17 protein-coding genes are annotated in these 18,664 nt (G+C 58.9%); 8 read left to right on the top strand and 9 right to left on the bottom strand.

Features of this window, described 5'->3' with window-relative positions; translation table 11 throughout:
- Positions 1–134: 134 nt before the first annotated feature.
- A complete protein-coding gene (locus ACB040_RS02665) occupies positions 135–344 on the top strand; it encodes a YgdI/YgdR family lipoprotein (protein WP_005335219.1) in 210 nt (69 codons plus the stop codon).
- A gap of 167 nt (positions 345–511) precedes the next feature.
- On the top strand, positions 512–913 hold the full coding sequence (locus tag ACB040_RS02660; protein ID WP_338772327.1) for a DUF2541 family protein: 402 nt from the start codon (positions 512–514) through the stop codon (positions 911–913).
- An 83-nt stretch (positions 914–996) separates the two neighbouring features.
- On the opposite strand, the gene mog is transcribed toward ACB040_RS02660, so the two are convergent.
- Entirely contained in the window at positions 997–1,527 is a 531-nt protein-coding gene (mog, locus tag ACB040_RS02655) for a molybdopterin adenylyltransferase (RefSeq protein WP_005354170.1), read from the bottom strand.
- Between the two features lie 393 nt (positions 1,528–1,920).
- On the opposite strand from mog, the gene ACB040_RS02650 reads away from it, so the two are divergent.
- The 4 genes from ACB040_RS02650 to folA all read left to right on the top strand — a co-directional run bounded on the left by ACB040_RS02650 (position 1,921) and on the right by folA (position 4,263).
- Positions 1,921–2,256: a DUF3135 domain-containing protein gene (locus tag ACB040_RS02650; protein WP_047438081.1), complete on the top strand. Its 336-nt coding sequence runs from the start codon at positions 1,921–1,923 to the stop codon at positions 2,254–2,256.
- A 235-nt stretch (positions 2,257–2,491) separates the two neighbouring features.
- Complete coding sequence (locus tag ACB040_RS02645; RefSeq protein ID WP_338772324.1) at positions 2,492–3,289, top strand: threonine/serine exporter family protein; 798 nt, start codon at positions 2,492–2,494, stop codon at positions 3,287–3,289.
- Positions 3,286–3,753, top strand: coding sequence for a threonine/serine exporter family protein (locus ACB040_RS02640; RefSeq protein ID WP_026035076.1), 468 nt, complete (start codon positions 3,286–3,288; stop codon positions 3,751–3,753). The genes ACB040_RS02645 and ACB040_RS02640 overlap by 4 nt, the downstream gene beginning before the upstream one ends.
- An 18-nt stretch (positions 3,754–3,771) precedes the next feature.
- Positions 3,772–4,263 carry a type 3 dihydrofolate reductase gene (gene folA, locus ACB040_RS02635; RefSeq protein WP_139473628.1) on the top strand — a complete coding sequence of 164 codons (492 nt, stop codon included), beginning with the start codon at positions 3,772–3,774 and terminating at the stop codon, positions 4,261–4,263.
- Between the two features lie 79 nt (positions 4,264–4,342).
- On the opposite strand, the gene ACB040_RS02630 is transcribed toward folA, so the two are convergent.
- The 5 genes from ACB040_RS02630 to prfB form a co-directional block, all read right to left on the bottom strand.
- The gene (locus tag ACB040_RS02630) at positions 4,343–5,137 is read right to left on the bottom strand and encodes a phosphoadenylyl-sulfate reductase (RefSeq protein WP_005335204.1); all 795 of its coding nucleotides are present in this window, start codon (positions 5,135–5,137) and stop codon (positions 4,343–4,345) included.
- Positions 5,127–6,851, bottom strand: coding sequence for an assimilatory sulfite reductase (NADPH) hemoprotein subunit (gene cysI, locus ACB040_RS02625; RefSeq protein WP_338772322.1), 1,725 nt, complete (start codon positions 6,849–6,851; stop codon positions 5,127–5,129). Before cysI ends, ACB040_RS02630 begins: the two co-directional genes overlap by 11 nt.
- A complete protein-coding gene (locus ACB040_RS02620) occupies positions 6,851–8,644 on the bottom strand; it encodes an assimilatory sulfite reductase (NADPH) flavoprotein subunit (RefSeq protein ID WP_371153217.1) in 1,794 nt (597 codons plus the stop codon). The genes cysI and ACB040_RS02620 overlap by 1 nt, the downstream gene beginning before the upstream one ends.
- A 197-nt stretch (positions 8,645–8,841) precedes the next feature.
- Positions 8,842–10,377: a lysine--tRNA ligase gene (gene lysS / locus ACB040_RS02615; protein ID WP_005335201.1), complete on the bottom strand. Its 1,536-nt coding sequence runs from the start codon at positions 10,375–10,377 to the stop codon at positions 8,842–8,844.
- 16 nt (positions 10,378–10,393) lie between these two features.
- Positions 10,394–11,492, bottom strand: a protein-coding gene (gene prfB / locus ACB040_RS02610; protein ID WP_100645262.1) for a peptide chain release factor 2 whose coding sequence is annotated in 2 segments (ribosomal slippage) — positions 10,394–11,416 and positions 11,418–11,492 — 1,098 coding nt in all. Because the reading frame shifts where the segments join, the coding sequence is not laid out codon by codon here.
- Between the two features lie 255 nt (positions 11,493–11,747).
- Between prfB and ACB040_RS02605 the strand changes: the two genes are divergently transcribed.
- Entirely contained in the window at positions 11,748–13,619 is a 1,872-nt protein-coding gene (locus ACB040_RS02605; RefSeq protein ID WP_371153215.1) for a methyl-accepting chemotaxis protein, read from the top strand.
- Positions 13,620–13,843: 224 nt separating this feature from the next.
- Here the strand turns inward: ACB040_RS02605 and gltS are convergent, their stop codons facing one another.
- A complete protein-coding gene (gltS, locus tag ACB040_RS02600) occupies positions 13,844–15,043 on the bottom strand; it encodes a sodium/glutamate symporter (protein ID WP_005348115.1) in 1,200 nt (399 codons plus the stop codon).
- Positions 15,044–15,489: 446 nt separating this feature from the next.
- On the opposite strand from gltS, the gene ansA reads away from it, so the two are divergent.
- A complete protein-coding gene (gene ansA, locus ACB040_RS02595) occupies positions 15,490–16,497 on the top strand; it encodes an asparaginase (RefSeq protein WP_371153127.1) in 1,008 nt (335 codons plus the stop codon).
- A gap of 235 nt (positions 16,498–16,732) precedes the next feature.
- Here ansA and ACB040_RS02590 read toward each other — a convergent pair whose 3' ends face one another.
- Together ACB040_RS02590 and ACB040_RS02585 are read right to left on the bottom strand one after the other, a co-directional pair.
- The gene (locus tag ACB040_RS02590; protein ID WP_005335194.1) at positions 16,733–17,026 is read right to left on the bottom strand and encodes a YeaC family protein; all 294 of its coding nucleotides are present in this window, start codon (positions 17,024–17,026) and stop codon (positions 16,733–16,735) included.
- Between the two features lie 63 nt (positions 17,027–17,089).
- On the bottom strand, positions 17,090–18,523 hold the full coding sequence (locus tag ACB040_RS02585) for a glyceraldehyde-3-phosphate dehydrogenase (RefSeq protein WP_021229728.1): 1,434 nt from the start codon (positions 18,521–18,523) through the stop codon (positions 17,090–17,092).
- Positions 18,524–18,664: the final 141 nt, after the last annotated feature.

The following is an 18,664-nucleotide window of genomic DNA, read 5'->3' as shown; positions in this document are numbered from 1 at the left end:
GGCCAGATAACTAGGCTAAGTCGCTGATTATTGACGGCGATCCCGCTTTGCTCATCGCACCATCCCGTGCCGTGCGATTGAACTAGGCTTCAAGAAACATCCTCGTGGTGAGGATGATCGCAGAAGAGGCCGCAATGAAAAAACTGATGATGATCCTGGTGTGCGCGCTGGGGCTGGTGGCATGCAGCTCCCAATACATCATGAGCACCAAGGATGGCAAGATGATCACCACAGAGAGCAAGCCCAAGCTGGACGAGAGTACTGGCATGTATCGCTATTACGATCATGAAGGGCGCGAGGTGATGATCAAGAAAGATGACGTGACCCAAATCATGGAGCGCTAAGCGCTCTCTTGTCGCAAAGGCCGCTATCTGCGGCTCTTCTCTTTTTGCCGAAAAGTAGTACTGTTTTCTCTGTTGACCCCCGCACATTCGCAGCAAATTCAGCTGTGATACAGCTTCCGTTATGGTTTAGCCCTTATCATCACACTCCATTTTTAATTGGAGGTGTTATGTCCTTGATGTCTATCTGGAATTCCCGTTTTTCTGCACGCAGCTTGCTGGGTGGTGCCTTGCTGGTGGTGGCGTCAGCCAGCCATGCCGGTGACGATCAGTTCACGCTGGGGCGGACTATTTTACTGGGAGCCGGTGATCATGGTGCGACAATTCCTTTGGTGGTTTGCCGTCAGACCAAATATATCAAGGTGAAGGCGGAGCGTGATTTGACCCTGGATCGGGTGGTGGTGACCTATGGTGGTGATCGTACCAAGACCATTCGTTTCGATCGGGAAATGAGCAGCGATAAAGAGACCGAGTGGAAATCACTGGGCTCGCGCCGTTGTGTGAAAAAAATCGAAGTGTACGGTCATTCAGAGCGCAGCAAAGCGGGCGTAAAAGTATTCGGCCGCAAATAATTGATGCGGTTTTTCTGCGCAGACAGATGAGTTAAAAATAATGGCGAGCCGTGGCTCGCCATTATTTTTTATGGTCGGGTTCGCTATTTTTTCGGCCGAAATGGCTTGATGACAGTTTCATCGCACTCGAGATACGGCCCTTCCATCAAATCGATGCAGTAGGGGATGGCGGGGAAAACTGCATCCAGACATTCGCGGATTGATTTGGGCTTGCCCGGCAGATTGACGATCAGGGTATCGTCGCGCAGTCCGGCAGTCTGGCGCGACAGAATGGCAGTCGGCACAAACTTGAGGGATTCGGCCCGCATCAGCTCGCCAAAGCCAGGCATCATGCGATCACATACCGCCTCGGTCGCTTCCGGCGTGACATCCCGCTTGGCCGGACCGGTGCCGCCTGTGGTGACGATGAGACAACACTGCTCCTCATCCGCCAGCCGGATCAGGGTCGCTTCAATCTGATCCTGCTCATCGGGGATCACCTGATAGACAGGTTCCCACTCCGAGGTCAGATAGGCGTTCAGGGTGTCGATGATGGCCTTGCCGGAGAGGTCTTCATAGATGCCCGCGCTGGCGCGATCGCTGACGGTGACGATACCGATTTTTGCCTTGCTCATGGTCTGCTCTTGAATGTCCGATAAAAGTGGCAATTAAAATAACATAATCAGTGAGATATGTTAAACCGTCAGGAGATGACGCGGGTCGGTGAGGGAAGAATAAAGTGTCGAATGAAGCAAAATAAGGCCACCCGGATTTTTATTTGCAATAAAAAACAGAAAATCACAACCTAAAATGTATAAGTGTTTTATCTCGCCTGAATTAAAAACAATCGCTTGTTTCCAAACACAATTAAAATAGATAGACACCCTCGTAGTGACCATTGTCCGGTTTAGTCGCCAGTGGATGGATTGAACCCTTTTTAGCCGCGTCGTATATACAGATTTATATGGCTGGGACGTGATGGTGTGGTACCGCAGTGTGTTGCCAGCAATAGTCGCCAAGGAGGGCATATGGAGTTGCCTGATTTTGACACCCTGAAGGAGTTGGCTGCGAGTGAGCCCTCCCGGCTGGATGCGATTCTGGAGCAGCAGATCGACCAGTTGATGGCCCGTGCGAGCCCCGATCAGCAGCGCCGTCTGCGCGGGTTGCAGTTCAAGATTGATGGTCAGCGCCGTCTGGCGAAAAACAATCTTGATAGCTGTATCCGAATTACCAACATGATGCGGGAATCTTTTTATTTGATGCGCAGCGAAATGAGCCAGTTCAGAGAAGAGGGGGACCCTCCGCCTGAAAGCGATGGCAGTGGTAAAATAATCCATCTGACGGACTATCGACGTCGCAAATAATCTGCAATAACCCCCTTGGTTGATATTTCAGCTAAATCGGTGAGGCCATAATAAGGAGAATTGCTGGCGACCTGATTGTTATGGTTTTTAATGTTAGTCGTAATGTATTTGTGATGTAATCTCTTTTCTCCTTCTTGTAATAACTTATTAGTCAGGTTGTGATAGGGGTGGATGAATAACAGTAAAAGTTAGGCTAATATGGCCGAAATTTTTATTGCTACGACTCGAAGGGATTATGAGAAGTATCACACCAAGACGGGTGTTGTCGCGGGAGCAACAGACAGAGATCACCCGCATTATCGTCAAGGTGGGTCAGATGTTGGCCCAGTTCGGGGCGGAGAGCCGGATCATCGAGCAGACCACGGTGCGGCTGGGGATGGCGCTGGGGCTGGAGAGTGTCGAAATGGCCATCTCTTCCAGTGCCATCGTGCTCACCAGTCTCTATCAGGGGGGTTGCGTCACCACTACCCGGCGGGTGCGCGAACATGGCATCAATATGCAGGTGGTGTGCGAGATCCAGCGGATCTGCATCATGGCGGAAAAAGAGCTGATCGGTGCCCGTGAAGTGCGTCAGCGCCTCGAAGCCATCGTCCCCTTCCACTATCACCCTTGGTTGGTGGTCCCCATGGTGGGGTTCTCCTGTGGTGCCTTTAGCCTGCTGTTTGGCGGTGACTGGCCCATCTTCCTGGTGACCTGCTTCTCATCTGCCGTGGCGATGCGGGTGCGCCAGCTGATGGCTCGCCATCACCACAGCCCGCTCATCAACTTTGCCGCCACCGGCTTTATTGCCACCCTGATCTCCTCCAGCGCCACCTTCTTCAACTGGGGTGACCAGCCTTATCTCGCCATGGCGGCCAGCGTGCTGCTGCTGGTGCCGGGCTTTCCGCTGATCAATGCGGTCTCCGACATGGTGAAGGGCTACTTCAACATGGGGCTGGCCCGCTGGGGGACAGCGACCCTGCTGACCATCAGCGCCGCCATAGGTATCATTTTGGCCATGTCGGTCACGGGGATCTGGGGGTGGAAAGTATGATGGATTTGCTCTGGCTACTGGCCAAGGATGCCTTCTGGTCCTCCATCCCGGCGGTGGGGTTTGCCATGCTGTTCAACGTGCCGCCACGGATGCTGAAGTATTGCGCCATGGGCGGCGCGCTGGCTCACAGTCTGCGTACCCTGCTGATCCACTATGGCATGCCCATCGAGTGGGCGACGCTGGCGGCGGCGACCACGGTCGGCTTTGTCTGCGTCTACTGGTCGCGCCGTCTGCTGGCGCCGCGTCCGGTGTTCAGCGTTGCCTCGATTATTCCGATGATCCCGGGCAGTTATGCGTTCAAGACCATGATTGCGGTGGTGGAGCTCAACATCAACGGCGTGACCATGGAGTTGATCCAGAGTGCGGTGGAGAACGGCCTCAAGGCGCTCTTTATCGTCGGTGCCCTCAGTTTCGGTTTGGCGATCCCCTCTCTGGTCGTGTACCGTAACCGCCCCATAATCTGACAGACGGTGAGAGGCCCCATGAAGATTTCCATGATTGCCGCCATGGCCCACGACAGGGTGATAGGCAAGGACAACCAGATGCCCTGGCATCTGCCTGCCGATCTGGCTCACTTCAAGCGTGTCACCCTCGGCAAACCGGTATTGATGGGGCGCAAGACCTTCGAATCCATCGGTCGACCTCTGCCCGGACGGCGCAATCTGGTGATCAGCCGCAATCCCGATTATCAGGCTGAGGGCATTGAGGTGGTGGGCTCCGTCGAGGCGGCGCTGGCTCTGTTGGCTGGTAGCTCGGTGGAGGAGTTGATGGTGATCGGTGGTGGTCATCTCTATGCCGAGATGTTGCCGAGCGCGGATTGCCTCTACCTGACGCAAATCGATCTGGCGGTGGAGGGAGATACCCGTTTCCCCGCTTTTGACGATGGCCAGTGGCAACGCGTTGATTGCGAGAGCCACCCTGCCGATGAGAAGAACCCGCACCCCTATAGCTTCGAGACCTGGCAGCGCCGCTGACGGACGAATGCTAATGGGCAAATAACAACAAGGGCATCTTCGGATGCCCTTGTTGTTCTGTTGGGTTTTCAAGACGGGATTAGATGCCTGAGCCGTCGTTCTCGCCATTCTCCTCGTGCAAACCGCACTCGCGCTTGAGGCCGAAGAAGCGGGTCTGCTCCTCGCTCATGCCCGGCTCCCACTTGGCGGTGGTGTGGACATCGCCCACCGACAGGTAGCCCTGCTCCCACAGCGGGTGGTAGGGGAGGTCGAACTCCTTGAAGTAGTAGAAGACATCCTTGTTGCTCCAGTCGATCACCGGCAGGAACTTGAAACGGCCGCGCTGGATGCCCAGCACCGGCAGCTTGCCACGGCTGCCGGACTGCTCCCGGCGCAGGCCGGAGAACCAGGTCTGGGCCCCCAGCTCACGCAGGGCACGGTCCATCGGCTCCACCTTGTTGAGCTGGTTGTAGCGGGTGATCCCCTCTACCCCCTGCTCCCACAAGAGACCAAATCGCGCCTCCTGCCAGGCAGGGCTGAGCTCGGCCCGATAGATTTTCAGGTTGAGCGCGAGGCGCTCGGTCAGCTCGTCGATGAAACGGTAGGTCTCCGGGAACAGATAACCGGTATCGGTCAGCACCACGGGCACGTCGGCCCGCTCGCGGCTTACCAGATGGAGCATCAGCGCCGCCTGAATGCCGAAGCTGGATGAGAGCACATGCTCCCCCGGCAGATTTGCCAGGGCCCAGCGCACCCGCTCGGGGGCACTCATGGTATCCAGCTCCCGGTTGAGGGGGGCCAGCGCCTCGACTTGCTCCTCACGGCCGAGGGCCAGCAGTGCCTGCAGGTCAAGGCGGCCATCTTCAGTGACATTAAGCGGCAGATTAAGCGGCATAGAAGTCCCTCGCAGAATCGATAACGGGCGCAATCACCCCAACCCGGATCACGAAGTCGCCGAAGCACTCACCCTGATTTCGCTCGGTGGCCCAGCGGCCGATCAACGCGTCGAGTTCGGCCACAATCTGCGGCTCGGTGATGTTCTCCTGATAGAGGCGCGGAATGCGGGTGCCTTCCAGGTTGCCCCCCAGATGGAGGTTGTAGCGGCCAGGCGCCTTGCCCACCAGACCCACTTCCGCCAGCATGGCGCGGCCGCAGCCGTTGGGGCAACCGGTGACCCGGAAGATGATGGCGTCATCCGCCAGCCCATGTTTGGTGAGCAAGCCCTCGATGTCGGTGACAAACGCCGGCAGCATGCGCTCCGCTTCAGCCATCGCCAGCGGGCAGGTAGGCAGTGCCACACAAGCCATGGACTGCTTGCGCTGCTCGCTCACGCCGTCATCCAGCAGGCCGTATTGGCGCGCCAGCCCTTCGATGCGGGCTTTTTCGCTGGCAGGTACCCCGGCGATGATCAGGTTCTGGTTGGCGGTCAGGCGAAAATCCCCCTGATGCACCTTGGCGATCTCCAACATGCCGGTTTTGAGCGGCTTGCCCGGGAAGTCAAGCAGGCGGCCATTCTCGATAAACAGGGTGAGGTGATGCTTGCCGTCGATCCCCTCGACCCAACCGAAGCGATCGCCACGGCTGGTGAATTCATAGGGACGAACCGGCCCGAACTGGATGCCGGCGCGGCTCTCGACCTCTGCCTTGAAAGCCTCGACGCCAACGCGCTCCAGGGTGTACTTGGTCTTGGCGTTCTTGCGGTTGACCCGGTTGCCCCAGTCGCGCTGGGTGCTGACGACGGCGGCCGCCACCTCCAGCACGTGAGAGAGCGGAATAAAGCCAAAGTCGCTCGCCTTGCGCGGGTAGGTGCTGGTGTCGCCGTGGGTCATGGCCAGACCCCCGCCCACCAAGACGTTGAAGCCAACCAGCTTGCCATGCTCGGCAATGGCCACGAAGTTGAGATCGTTGGCGTGGATATCCACGTCGTTGTGAGGCGGGATCACCACGGTCGTCTTGAATTTGCGCGGCAGGTAGTTGGAACCCAGGATCGGCTCCTCATCCTGCCCCAGTTTTTCACCGTCCAGCCAGATTTCCACGTAGGCGCGGGTCTTGGGCAGCAGATGCTCGGAGATCTTCTTGGCCCACTCGTAGGCCTCCTGATGCAGCTCGGACTCCACCGGGTTGCTGGTGCAGAGCACGTTGCGGTTCACGTCGCCTGCGGTGGCGATGGAATCGATGCCGGTGCTGTTGAGGGTCTGGTGCATCAGCTTGATGTCGCGCTTCAATACCCCGTGGAACTGGAAGGTCTGACGGGTGGTCAGGCGGATGCTGCCGTAGAGGCTGTGCTCTTCGGCGAACTTGTCGATGATCTGCCACTGGGCCGGGGTGATGATCCCACCCGGCAGGCGGGCACGCAGCATGACGTTGTGCAGCGGCTCCAGCTTCTGGGCGGCGCGCTCCGGGCGGATGTCGCGGTCATCCTGCTGGTACATGCCGTGAAAGCGGATCAGCTGGAAGTTGTCGCCGTTAAAGCCGCCGGTGAGCGGGTCCTGCAGATCTTGCTCTATGGTGCCGCGCAGGAAGTTGCTCTCGCGCTTGAGGCGCTCGTTGTCGGCCAGCGGCCCTTCGACCGGTCCCGCTTTTGGGTGAGAAAGAGGTTGTTTGCTCATCAATAGACATCCCTTTGATAACGTTTGGCACGACGCAATTCGCTCAAATACTCTTCTGCTTCCTCACGGCTCTTGTGGCCGTGTTCGGCAATTACATCCAGCAGGGCCTCCTGCACATCCTTGGCCATTTTGTTGGCGTCACCACACACATAGAAGTGAGCGCCTGCTTCCAGCCACTGGTAGAGCTCAAGCCCTGCCTCGCGCAGGCGGTCCTGCACATAAATCTTGTTGGCCTGATCCCGGCTGAAGGCTAGCGAGATCTTCGACAGCAGCCCCGATTTCACATAACGCTGCCACTCCACCTGATAGAGGAAATCCTGGGTAAAGTGGGGGTTGCCGAAGAAGAGCCAGTTCTTGCCTTCCGCGCCCTGCGCTTCCCGCTCCTGCATAAAGGCGCGGAACGGGGCGATGCCGGTGCCCGGGCCCACCATGATGACGGGGGTGTCGGGGTTTTGCGGCAGGCGGAAGTTGTCGTTGTGCTCGATGAATACCCGCACCTCGCCATCCTCAATCAGCCGATCCGCAAGATAGGAGGAGGCTGCGCCAGAGCGCACAGTGCCATCTTCCTGTGGATAGCGCACCACGCCGACGGTCAGGTGCACCTCCTCTTCCACCTCGCTCTGGGCGGAGGCGATGGAGTAGAGGCGCGGGGTGAGGGGTCGCAGCAGGCCAACCAGCTGCTCGGCTGTGAGGGTGGTCGGGAAGCGTTTGAGCACATCCACCACCTGGGCAGAGGCCACCAGTGCATTGACCTGGGCCTTGTCACCGGCCAAGTCTTTCAGCGCCGCGTTCTCCGATATGTCAGCGAGTCCTGTGATAAAGCCGCCGTGCAGCCGGGTCAGTTCGAAGTGACCGGTCAGGGCGGCGCGCAAGGTGCCGTGGGCCGTGGCTTCATCACCAGAGAGGCCGGTCAGGGCCAGCACTTCGCCCACCAGTTCGGCGTCATTGTCGAACCAGACACCGAGGGCATCCCCCGGCTGATAGGTGAGGCCGGAGTCGGCCAGATTGATCTCGATATGGCGGATATCCTTGGTGGAATCCCGGCCGGTGATCTTCTGATTGACCGACAGGCGGGCAGGGAAGGGGTTCTCCTTGCTGTACTGGCTGTGGCCAACCGCCTGCTGCACCGCGCTGGCTACGCTGCTGCTGGCCGCTCCGGTAGAGAGGGTCGCGGTGATGGCGTTGAGCGCCTGTTCGCCCCAGCTCTTGGCTGCATCCTGATAATCCACATCGAGGCTGGCGAGCTCATAAATGCGCTCGGCCCCTGCTTTGGCGAGGAAGTCGTCAAAATCTTTGCCGGTCTGGCAGAAAAATTCGTAGGAGCTGTCACCCAGCCCCAGTACCGCGAACTTGAGCCCGTCCAGCTTGCCAATCTTGCCTTTTTTAAGCTGCTCGAACAGATCGACGGCGCTCTCCGGCGGTTCACCCTCCCCGTAAGTGCTCACTACCACCAGCAGGTGGCTCTCTTTCTTGAGCTGCTTGGGTTTGTAGTCGGCCATCGACGCTAGGGTGACGGGTAGGCCGCGGGCCTCGGCCTGCGCCTTGATGGCAGTGGCGACCCCTTTGGCGTTGCCGGTCTGGGAGCCGTAGAGAATGGTCAGGCTGCCGCTGGGAGCCGCGACTTCTGCGCCTGCGGTCGCAACGGGCTGGACGACCGCCTGGGAGAGGCCGTAGAGATAACCGCTCACCCAGGCCAGTTGCTGGGTATTGAGGGTCGAGAGTACCTGGCCCAGCTGACGTTGCTGCTCGTCAGAGAGAGGGGAGAGGTTGAATGGGGAATCCTTCAATTGCATCACACGCGTCTTCCATGGTCTGATTTTTGGCCAGATTAAAGGGCGTGTTGGCTAACAACAAAGAATAAAAATATCTTCTTTATTCCATTATTGAATTTATAAAGTGATTTGGCGGTAAAGAAGATAGAAAAACGCCCCGCTGTTGCGGGGCGTTTTCAAGCTATCGCGCTCGGGATGGATCCCGGCGGGCATGAACCTTACTTCTGCGGACGCAGGGCCGGGAACAGAATGACGTCACGGATGGTGTGGCTGTTGGTGAACAGCATCACCAGACGGTCGATACCGATACCCTGACCGGCAGTCGGCGGCAGGCCGTGTTCCAGTGCGGTGACAAAGTCGGCGTCGTAGAACATGGCTTCGTCGTCGCCTGCTTCTTTCTGATCAACCTGATCCTGGAAGCGCTTGGCCTGGTCTTCTGCATCGTTCAGCTCGGAGAAGCCGTTGGCCAGCTCGCGGCCACCGATGAAGAATTCGAAGCGGTCGGTTACGTCCGGGTTCACGTCGTTGCGACGAGCCAGCGGAGAAACGGCAGCCGGGTACTCGGTGATGAAGGTCGGTTGCAGCAGCATGTGCTCCACGGTCTCTTCGAAGATCGCGGTGATCACGTGGCCCAGCTCCCAACCCTTCATCAGCTCGATGTGCAGACGCTTGGCAACGGCCTTGGCGCTCTCGAGGGTAGCCAGATCGTCCAGAGTTACGTCCGGGTTGAACTTCAGGATGGACTCGACCATGGTGAGGCGCTGGAACGGCTGACCGAAATCGATGGTCAGGCCCTCTTCGCCCTCTTTGGCGTAACGGATCTTGGTGTCGCCCAGGATGTCCTGCGCCAGGGTGCGCAGCAGCTCTTCGGTCAGGTCCATCAGATCGATGTAGTCGGCGTAGGCCATGTAGAACTCGATCATGGTGAACTCGGGGTTGTGACGCACCGAGATACCTTCGTTACGGAAGTTGCGGTTGATCTCGTAGACACGCTCGAAACCACCGACCACCAGACGCTTCAGATAGAGCTCCGGAGCGATACGCAGGTACATGTCGATGTCCAGCGCATTGTGGTGAGTGACGAACGGACGCGCGGAGGCACCACCCGGGATGACTTGCATCATCGGGGTTTCCACTTCCATGAAGCGCTTTTCATTGAAGAATTTACGGATACCGGCAACCACCTGGGTGCGGATCATGAAGGTCTTGCGGGACTCTTCGTTGGCGATCAGATCCAAGTAGCGCTGGCGGCAGCGAGCTTCCTGGTCGGTCAGGCCTTTGTGCTTCTCGGGCAGCGGACGCAGCGCCTTGGTCAGCAGGCGGATATCGGAAACGTGAACGGAGAGCTCACCGGTCTGGGTCTTGAACAGGGTACCTTCGACACCCACGATGTCGCCCAGATCCCACTTCTTGAACTGCTCGTTGTAGAAACCTTCCGGCAGGTCGTCACGGGTGACGTAGACCTGGATCTTGCCGGCCATGTCCTGCAGGGTGGCGAAAGAAGCCTTGCCCATGATCCGGCGGGTCATGATGCGACCGGCAATCTTCACCCGTTTACCCAGGCTCGTCAGCTCCTCGGCGCTTTTGTCGTCGAACTCTGCGTGCAGATCGCCAGAGAGGCTGTCGCGACGGAAGTCGTTGGGGAAAGGATTACCCTGGGCGCGCAGGGCGGCCAGCTTGGAACGACGCTCGGTCATCTCGTTGTTGAGTTCGAGAGTTTGGTCGACTTCCGGAGTGATGGTTTGTTCAGACATGGTGATTCCTGCTTGTTTACAGACCTGATTTCAGGCTGGCTTCGATAAACTTGTCCAAGTCACCGTCGAGCACCGATTGGGTATTACGGGTTTCGACGCCGGTGCGCAGATCCTTGATACGGGAGTCATCCAGCACATAGGAACGGATCTGGCTGCCCCAACCGATATCAGACTTGGTCTCTTCCAGGGCTTGTTTCTCAGCGTTCTGCTTCTGAATTTCCAGCTCGTAGAGCTTGGCTTTCAGCTGCTTCATACACTGGTCTTTGTTTTTGTGCTGGGAACGGTCGTTCTGGCACTGTACCACGACACCGGTCGGAACGTGGGTAATACGCACCGCGGATTCGGTTCGGTTAACGTGCTGACCACCGGCACCGGAGGCACGGTAGACGTCGATCCGCAGATCCGCCGGGTTGATCTCGATATCGATATCGTCGTCGATCTCGGGGTAGACGAACACAGAACAGAAGGAGGTGTGACGGCGGCCACCGGAATCGAACGGAGACTTGCGAACCAGACGGTGTACGCCGGTTTCGGTACGCAGCCAGCCGAACGCATATTCGCCGGTGAACTTGATGGTGGCGGATTTGATACCAGCCACGTCGCCTTCGGAGCATTCAATCAGCTCGGGCTTGTAGCCGTGGGCATCGCCCCAGCGCAGGTACATGCGCAGTACCATGTTGGCCCAATCCTGTGCCTCGGTACCACCGGAGCCGGATTGAATATCGATATAGCAGTCGGAGCCGTCGTGCTGACCGGAGAACATGCGGCGGAACTCGAGATCCACCAGCTTGGCTTCCAGTTGTTCGGATTCGGCGATGGCTTCGTTGAAGGTCTCTTCGTCTTCCCCTTCCACGGCCAGGCTCACCAGCATCTCGACATCATCCACGCCCTGGGTCAGGGTGTCGATGGTGCCGACCACGTTTTCCAGCGCGACGCGCTCTTTGCCCAGCGCCTGTGCGCGCTCGGGCTCATTCCATACGTCCGGCTGTTCCAGCTCGGCGTTGACCTCTTCTAGACGCTCTTTCTTGGCGTCATAGTCAAAGGTACCCCCTAAGAAGCTCGGTCCGCTCAGACAGCTCCTTAAGTTTATTTAATACGGGATTAACTTCGAACATCGTGAAAACTCTCAGGGTCGATGTGATTTAAAAACGGGATATTCTAGCCAATTGTGGAAGGAATAAACAGGGTTGCCTTGGCTTGTGCGGCTCATGCCGTCAATTTCTGGTGCACTTTTCTCCACCTCGGTAGAAAATATCGCCCGCCGACCCATTTTCAGGTTCAGTTTTGGCCATTCGGGTCGCTAATGACTACGTGTAGTGTTGTGCAATTTAGGGAAAACCCGCTCCTCACCTCAATAAGAAGAACACATGATGAAAAACCTGTCACTCAAGCAGAAGATACTGTTGTCAGTGGTGATCGCCCTTTCGTTGGTGATTTTGTTGCTCTCCTGGCAGAGCTATAGCAGCCAGAAGTCCCTGTTGCTGCAAGGCAGCCAGGAGCAGTTGCAACGGCTGGGTACCCAGCAGGCCGAGCGTGTCAGCGACTGGCTCGCCGCCCGTCGCGACGTGATCCAGGCGCTCGGCAACAAGGCCGGTGCCGAACCCCTCAATGCCTTGCAACAGGCACAAGTTTCCGGCCGTTTCCAGCTCACCTATTTCGGTGAGAGCAGCGGCAAGATGAATGACTCCGATCCTTCCATCAACCGCGATGGCTACGACCCGCGTTCCCGTGGCTGGTATCAGGAGGCGATGAGCAAAGGTGGCCTGATTGTCACCAAACCCTATCTCGACGTGGCTTACAACATCATGGTGGTGACCCTGGCCCAGCCGGTTTCTGGCGGGGTAGTCGGTGGTGACCTCTCCATCGCTTCGCTGGTGGAAGACGTGACCAAGATGCAGCTGCCTGCCGACGGTTTCGCCATCATGATGCACAAGGATGGCACCATCATCGCCTACAAGGATGCCGCCAAGGCGATGAAACCGGCCAGCGAGATCGACAACGATCTGACCAATGCGCTGATCGAGCAGAGCAAGACCAGCAACAGCCTGGTGCCGGCCTACTTCGACAACGAAGGGCGCGACAAGCTGCTGTGGGCGGCTGATATCCCTGACACGGATTGGGAGCTGGTGCTGGTGCTGGACAAGGCCGCGCTGGAAGCGCCGCTCTCCTCCCTGCTGATGACCCAGCTGGGGATGGCGCTGCTGGTGCTGGTGGGCAGCATCCTCGCTATCTCCTGGCTGGTCAGCATGCTGCTGGGCCCGCTCACCAAGGTATCCCAGGCGTTGGCCCGCATTGCCGATGGTAACGGTGATCTGACTCAGCGCATCAAGATCGACGCCAACGACGAAGTGGGCCAACTGGCCAACAGCTTCAACCGTTTCGTCGGCAGCCAGCATCAGCTGATCGGCAATATCCGCCAGCTGGCCAACGAGTTGAACGCCGATGCCGAGCGCAGTCTGGTGACCAACCAGGCTGCGGTGGACGAGCTGCAGCGTCAGCAGCAGGAGGTGACCATGGTCGCCACGGCGGTCACCGAGATGGCGAGCGCCACCATGGAGATCGCCGGTAACGCCGAGAACACCGCCGCCGCTGCCCAGCAATCTGCCCAGAGCAGTGAGCAGGGCAAGATGCTGGTCAACAAGACCCGCCAGTCCATCAATGGTCTGGCCGAAGAGGTGGGGCAGGCGACCGAGGTGATCGGCGAGCTGAGCCGTCACGCACAGGCCATCACCAGCATCCTCTCCACCATTCAGGGGATTGCCGAGCAGACCAACCTGCTGGCGCTGAACGCAGCCATCGAAGCGGCTCGCGCCGGTGAGCAGGGGCGTGGTTTTGCGGTGGTTGCTGACGAGGTGCGGGTGCTGTCGCGCCGTACCCAGGACTCCACCCAGCAGATCCAGTCCACCATCGAGACTTTGCAGCAGACCACCGCCCGTGCGGTGAGCCTGATGCAGACCAGTCAGGGGCTGGCAGACAACAGCGTGCAGGATGCGGATCAGGCGGTGCGCGCACTGGAAGAGATCACCAGCGCCATCTCCCTCATCTCCGACATGGCGGGCCAGATCGCCACCGCCGCCGAGGAGCAGACTCAGGTGACCGGCGAGATCACCCAGAACACCACCGCCATCAAGGATGTGAGTGACGAGATCACCGCCGCCGCCATGCGCGATCTGGATCAGGCCCACAGCCTCAAAGGGCGTGCAGCTGACCTTAACCAGCAGGTGTCGACCTTTATCCTGTAAGGTGCAACTCACGGCCTGTTCCGGCTGAGATAAACAAGCCCCGCCCTCTGTCGAGTGCGGGGCTTTTTGTTGTTCGGGGGATTCTGGGTAGTTCGGGTTGCTCGCGGGTCATCCTGGTGCCGGATACGAGCCCCGGCTCTGCCTGCGTCAGCTGGCGAGTAGAGAGCAAGCAAAGAGCCCACCGAAAGGTGGGCTCTGATCATATACGTCTGACGGAAAGGGAATTACAGGAATGGCATCGCCATAAACAGCTTGATCACCATGGCGTTGATGATGTCGATAAAGAAGGCGCCCACCATGGGCACCACCAGAAACGCCAGGTGGGAGGGACCGAAGCGCTGGGTAATGGCCTGCATGTTGGCGATGGCTGTCGGGGTGGCCCCGAGGCCAAAGCCGCAGTGACCTGCCGCCAGCACGGCCGCATCGTAATTTTTGCCCATCACCCGGAAGGTGACGAAGATGGCGTAGAGCGCCATTGCCACTGTCTGGGCGGCCAGCAGGATGAAGATGGGCAGCGCCAGGCTGGCCAGATCCCACAGTTTTAGGCTCATCAGTGCCATGGCGAGGAACAGCGACAGGCTGACGTTGCCCAGCAGGGAGACCTCGCGATCGCTCACTTCATGCCAGTTCAGCAGGGTCAGGACGTTGCGCAGTAACACGCCGACAAACAGCACGCAGACGAAGATCGGCAGCTCGAAGGCGCCTCCTTTGAGGGAAGCAGAGAGCAGCTCGCCGCCCTTGAGGCTGATGGCGATCAGCGCCAGCGTCTCGATGACGCTGAAAGTGGTGAGGGGGCGCTCCATATCGGGCATTTCGAAGCCCTGGGGGGCCTCATCCTGATTGTGCTCCTCACCGGGCACCTGCACTTTCTTCACCAGATAGCGAGCGACGGGACCACCGATCAGGCCGCCCAGCACCAGACCGAATGTGGCACAGGCGATGGCGAGCTCAGCGGCGGATTGCACGCCGTATTTCTCGGAGAAGGTGGCACTCCAGGCTGCCCCGGTGCCGTGGCCGCCGGAGAGAGTGATGGAGCCGGCCAGCAGCCCCATGTGGGGATCCAGACCGAGCAGGGTCGCCAGACCTACGCCCAGACTGTTTTGTACCAGCAGCAGGCCGGTGACCACCATCAGGAAGGTAACCACCGCCTTGCCGCCGCGTTTCAGGCTGGCGAGATCGGCGGAAAGACCGATGGAGGCGAAGAAGGCCAGCATCAGCGGGGTTTGCAGACTGGTATCAAATTGCAGCTCCATCTGCAGGGTGGAGCGCAGCAGTAGCAGTACCAGCGCGACCACCAGGCCGCCGGCTACCGGTTTGGGGATGTTGAAGGTACGCAGCAGCCCGACTCGGGTAACCAACACCCGGCCAAGCAGCAATACCAGAGTGGCAGCGACCAGCGTTGCGTAGGAATCAAGTTGTAACATTCAGTACTCCCATGTTGATTGGCTGTGTCTTTCATAGCAAAAGACTTACAGATTCAGCCGGGATGAAAACAGTGTGGCTTATGTGCCAGCAAAGAAGGGGAAACATCTCCCCGCCCCAGGAAAGATGGGGCTTGTGCGGGCCTGAAATGCTCAGGCATCCAGATGAGATTTTAGTAAAATCCGGCGGATTGTAGCAAAAAGCATCGTTTAATTCCATCTTTGTCGTATTAATGCTCGTTTTAGTCGTTTATTGTGACATTTAACACTATGTAGGTAGAGGGCAGAAAAGCCGAAAAGGGTGCATGGAACGGCTGTCATTTGGGGCGCCAGTCTCTATAATTCGCCGGTTTCCGCTGCACGCAGAGGCGCTGGCGGGCGTTGACATTGTGGTTCACCCCGACATGGTTCATGTTTTGGCGGTGTTCACTTCATCAAGAGGAGAGGGTGTGAAGAAGTCTATCTACATTGCCTACACAGGCGGCACCATTGGGATGCAGCGTTCCGATCACGGCTACGTGCCGATGGCGGGCTTTATGGAAGACTGTCTGGCGCGGATGCCCGAGTTCCACCGCCCCGAGATGCCGGATTACCATATCCACGAATATGCGCCCCTCATCGACTCCTCCGACATGACCCCGGTGGACTGGCAGCGTATCGCCGAGGACATTCGCGACAACTACGAGAAATACGATGGCTTCGTGATCCTGCATGGCACCGACACCATGTCGTTCACCGCCTCGGCGCTCTCTTTCATGCTGGAAGATCTGCACAAGCCGGTCATCATCACCGGCTCCCAGATCCCGCTGGCCGAGTTGCGCTCCGACGGTCAGCAGAACCTGCTCAACGCCCTCTATATCGCGGCCAACTACCCGATCCACGAGGTGACGCTGTTCTTCAACAACCAGCTCTATCGCGGCAACCGCAGCAAGAAGGTGCACGCCGATGGCTTCCACGCCTTCGATTCGCCCAACTATCCGCCGCTGCTCAATGCCGGGATCGCCATTTCGCTGGAGGCGGGCGAGCTGGGCGTGCCGTCCGAGCGGCCGCTGGTGCTGCATGACATCACCCCCCAGCCCATCGGCGTGGTGACCCTCTATCCGGGGATCTCCAGCGAGGTGATCGCCAATATCCTGCAACAGCCGGTGAAGGCGCTGATCCTGCTCTCGTTCGGGGTCGGCAATGCGCCGCAAAACCCGGCCATGCTGGCGCTGCTCTCCGAGGCCTCGGCCCGCGGCGTCATCATCGTCAACCTGAGCCAGTGCTTGCACGGCAAAGTCAATATGGGGGGTTATGCCACCGGCAATGCCCTGTCGCGGGCCGGGGTGATCTCGGGCTTTGACATGACCGCCGAAGCGGCGCTCACCAAGCTGCACTTCCTGCTGAGCCAGGACTTGCCATCCCACCGTATTCGCGAGTTGATGCAGCAGTCCCTGCGCGGGGAGCTGACTCCCTGAGAAACTGTCCGCGACCTTACTGCGAAGCCGTGATCAAGGCTCATGTGCTGCTCGGAATCCTCACGTATATCTATACGCTCCGGGTCCTGCGCGGCTCTTCACCTTGCTGACGTCTTCTCGCTACAGGTCGTGAACAGCTTCTGACCTCCCCACCATGGGGAGAGTGGAAAAAGAGGGGAGCCATCATGGCTCCCCTCTCTGTTGTGGCCGCTGCGAGCGGCCTGCCGGGTCAGGTTCAGTGGTTGAGGTCGACCCGCACTATCTCTTCCTCGTCGCGATACTGACGCTTGAGCTCGCTCTTGCTCTTCATCACGATCTCGCCGTCGCGGCCGATGTTCATATGCTCCGGGTTGTCGAGATGCATCGCCTGCCAGGCCATCACGGCTTGCAGGGAGGTGGCCTTCTGCTCGTCGGTGAGGGGCTTGCCATCGGGCCACTTGCCCAGCTCGACTGCGGTTTTGAGCCGCTCGTACACCTCTTCGGGCATCTGCCTGATTGCTTGCAAAAACTCACCCTGTTGAAACGACATCCGGCCTTCTCCTTGAACTATTGAGCCATAAACTTCGGGGTCAGCCCGGCAGATCCTGGCGGGCTATGCAGGCAGATCCTGGCGGACTACGCCAGCCATCTGCTCCATCACCCGCACTACCTGACAACTGTACCCGAATTCGTTGTCATACCATACGTAGAGCACACAGTGATCCCCCTCGGCGATGGTCGCCTGGGAGTCGACGATGCCCGCATAACGGGAACCTACCATGTCGGAGGAGACCAGCTCGGTACTGGCGCTGAAGTCGATCTGGCGGTGCAGGGCCGAGCTTAGCGCCATCTGCTGCAGATAGGCGTTGAGGCTCTCCCGATCGGTGGCCTGCTCCAGCGACAGATTGATAATCGCCAGCGACACATTGGGGGTCGGCACCCGGATGGCGTTGCCGGTCAGCTTGCCCTTGAGTTCGGGCAGCGCCTTGGCCACTGCCTTGGCGGCGCCGGTGCTGGTCATCACCATATTGAGGGCCGCGCTGCGACCGCGGCGCTCGCCTTTGTGGTAGTTGTCGATGAGGTTCTGATCGTTGGTGTAGGAGTGGACCGTCTCCACGTGGCCGTGGCGGATGCCGAACCGCTCCTGCATTACCTTGAGCACCGGGGTGATGGCGTTGGTGGTACAGGAGGCGGCGGAGATGATCCTGTCATCCGGGCCTATCACCTCATGGTTGACCCCGAACACCACGTTCTTCATCTCCCCCTTGCCGGGAGCGGTCAGCAGCACCTTGCCAGCACCGCGCGCTTTCAGGTGCTCGGAGAGGCCTGCCTCGTCACGCCAGACGCCGGTGTTGTCGACGATCAACGCATCGTGAATGCCGTAGGCTGTGTAGTCGATGTCGGCCGGGCTATTGGCGTAGATCACCTGAATGAAGGTGCCGTTGGCGATGATGGCGCTGCGCTCCACATCCACCTCGATGGAGCCATTGAAGGGGCCGTGCACCGAGTCGCGGCGCAGCAGGCTGGCACGTTTCTCCAGATCTCCGTCGCGACCACCGCGTACCACGATGGCGCGCAGACGCAGCGGATTGGCAGCGCCGGTGCGCTCGATCAGCAGGCGGGCCAGCAGGCGGCCGATACGGCCAAAGCCGTAGAGCACCACGTCGGTCGGCTGCGGCATCTGGCTGCGGCCAAGGGCCGGTGCCAGTCGCGCTTGCAGATAGTCCTCGATCCCCGCTTCATCCTGATGATCCTGCCAGTAGCCGACTGCTAGCTTGCCAAGGTCAACCTCGGCGGCGGTGGGTTTGAGGGCAACGATGGCCTGAAGCAGGGGGAAGCTTTGCTGGATGGGGAGGGGGGCGCCCTGGTGGCGGCGGACGACCCGGTGGGCCTTGAGGATATCGATGGTGGAGGCGTTTTGCAGCGGGCGGCCGTAGAGGGTGATCTCGACCCCTTGTTGTCGGTAGAGGCGACCAATCAAGGGCTGCATGGCTTCGGCGAGCTCCTGGCTCTCCTGCCACGCTTGCAAGTAGTGCTCGTGGGTCATTGACCAGATCCTTTATTTCACGTTGTTGGTGTAAATAGAAAATTCGTCGAATGCAGATCAGTGTAGGGGTGTATATTTCGTTATATTATTCTGCAATCGCGGCCTTATATGGCGCGCGCATTGTAATGGATATGTAACCGG

The sequence above is a fragment of the Aeromonas sp. S11(2024) genome, from assembly GCF_041402345.1.
In the GTDB taxonomy this organism is placed as follows: Bacteria; Pseudomonadota; Gammaproteobacteria; order Enterobacterales; family Aeromonadaceae; genus Aeromonas; species Aeromonas veronii.
This window is presented reverse-complemented; position numbering and strand designations above follow the sequence as displayed.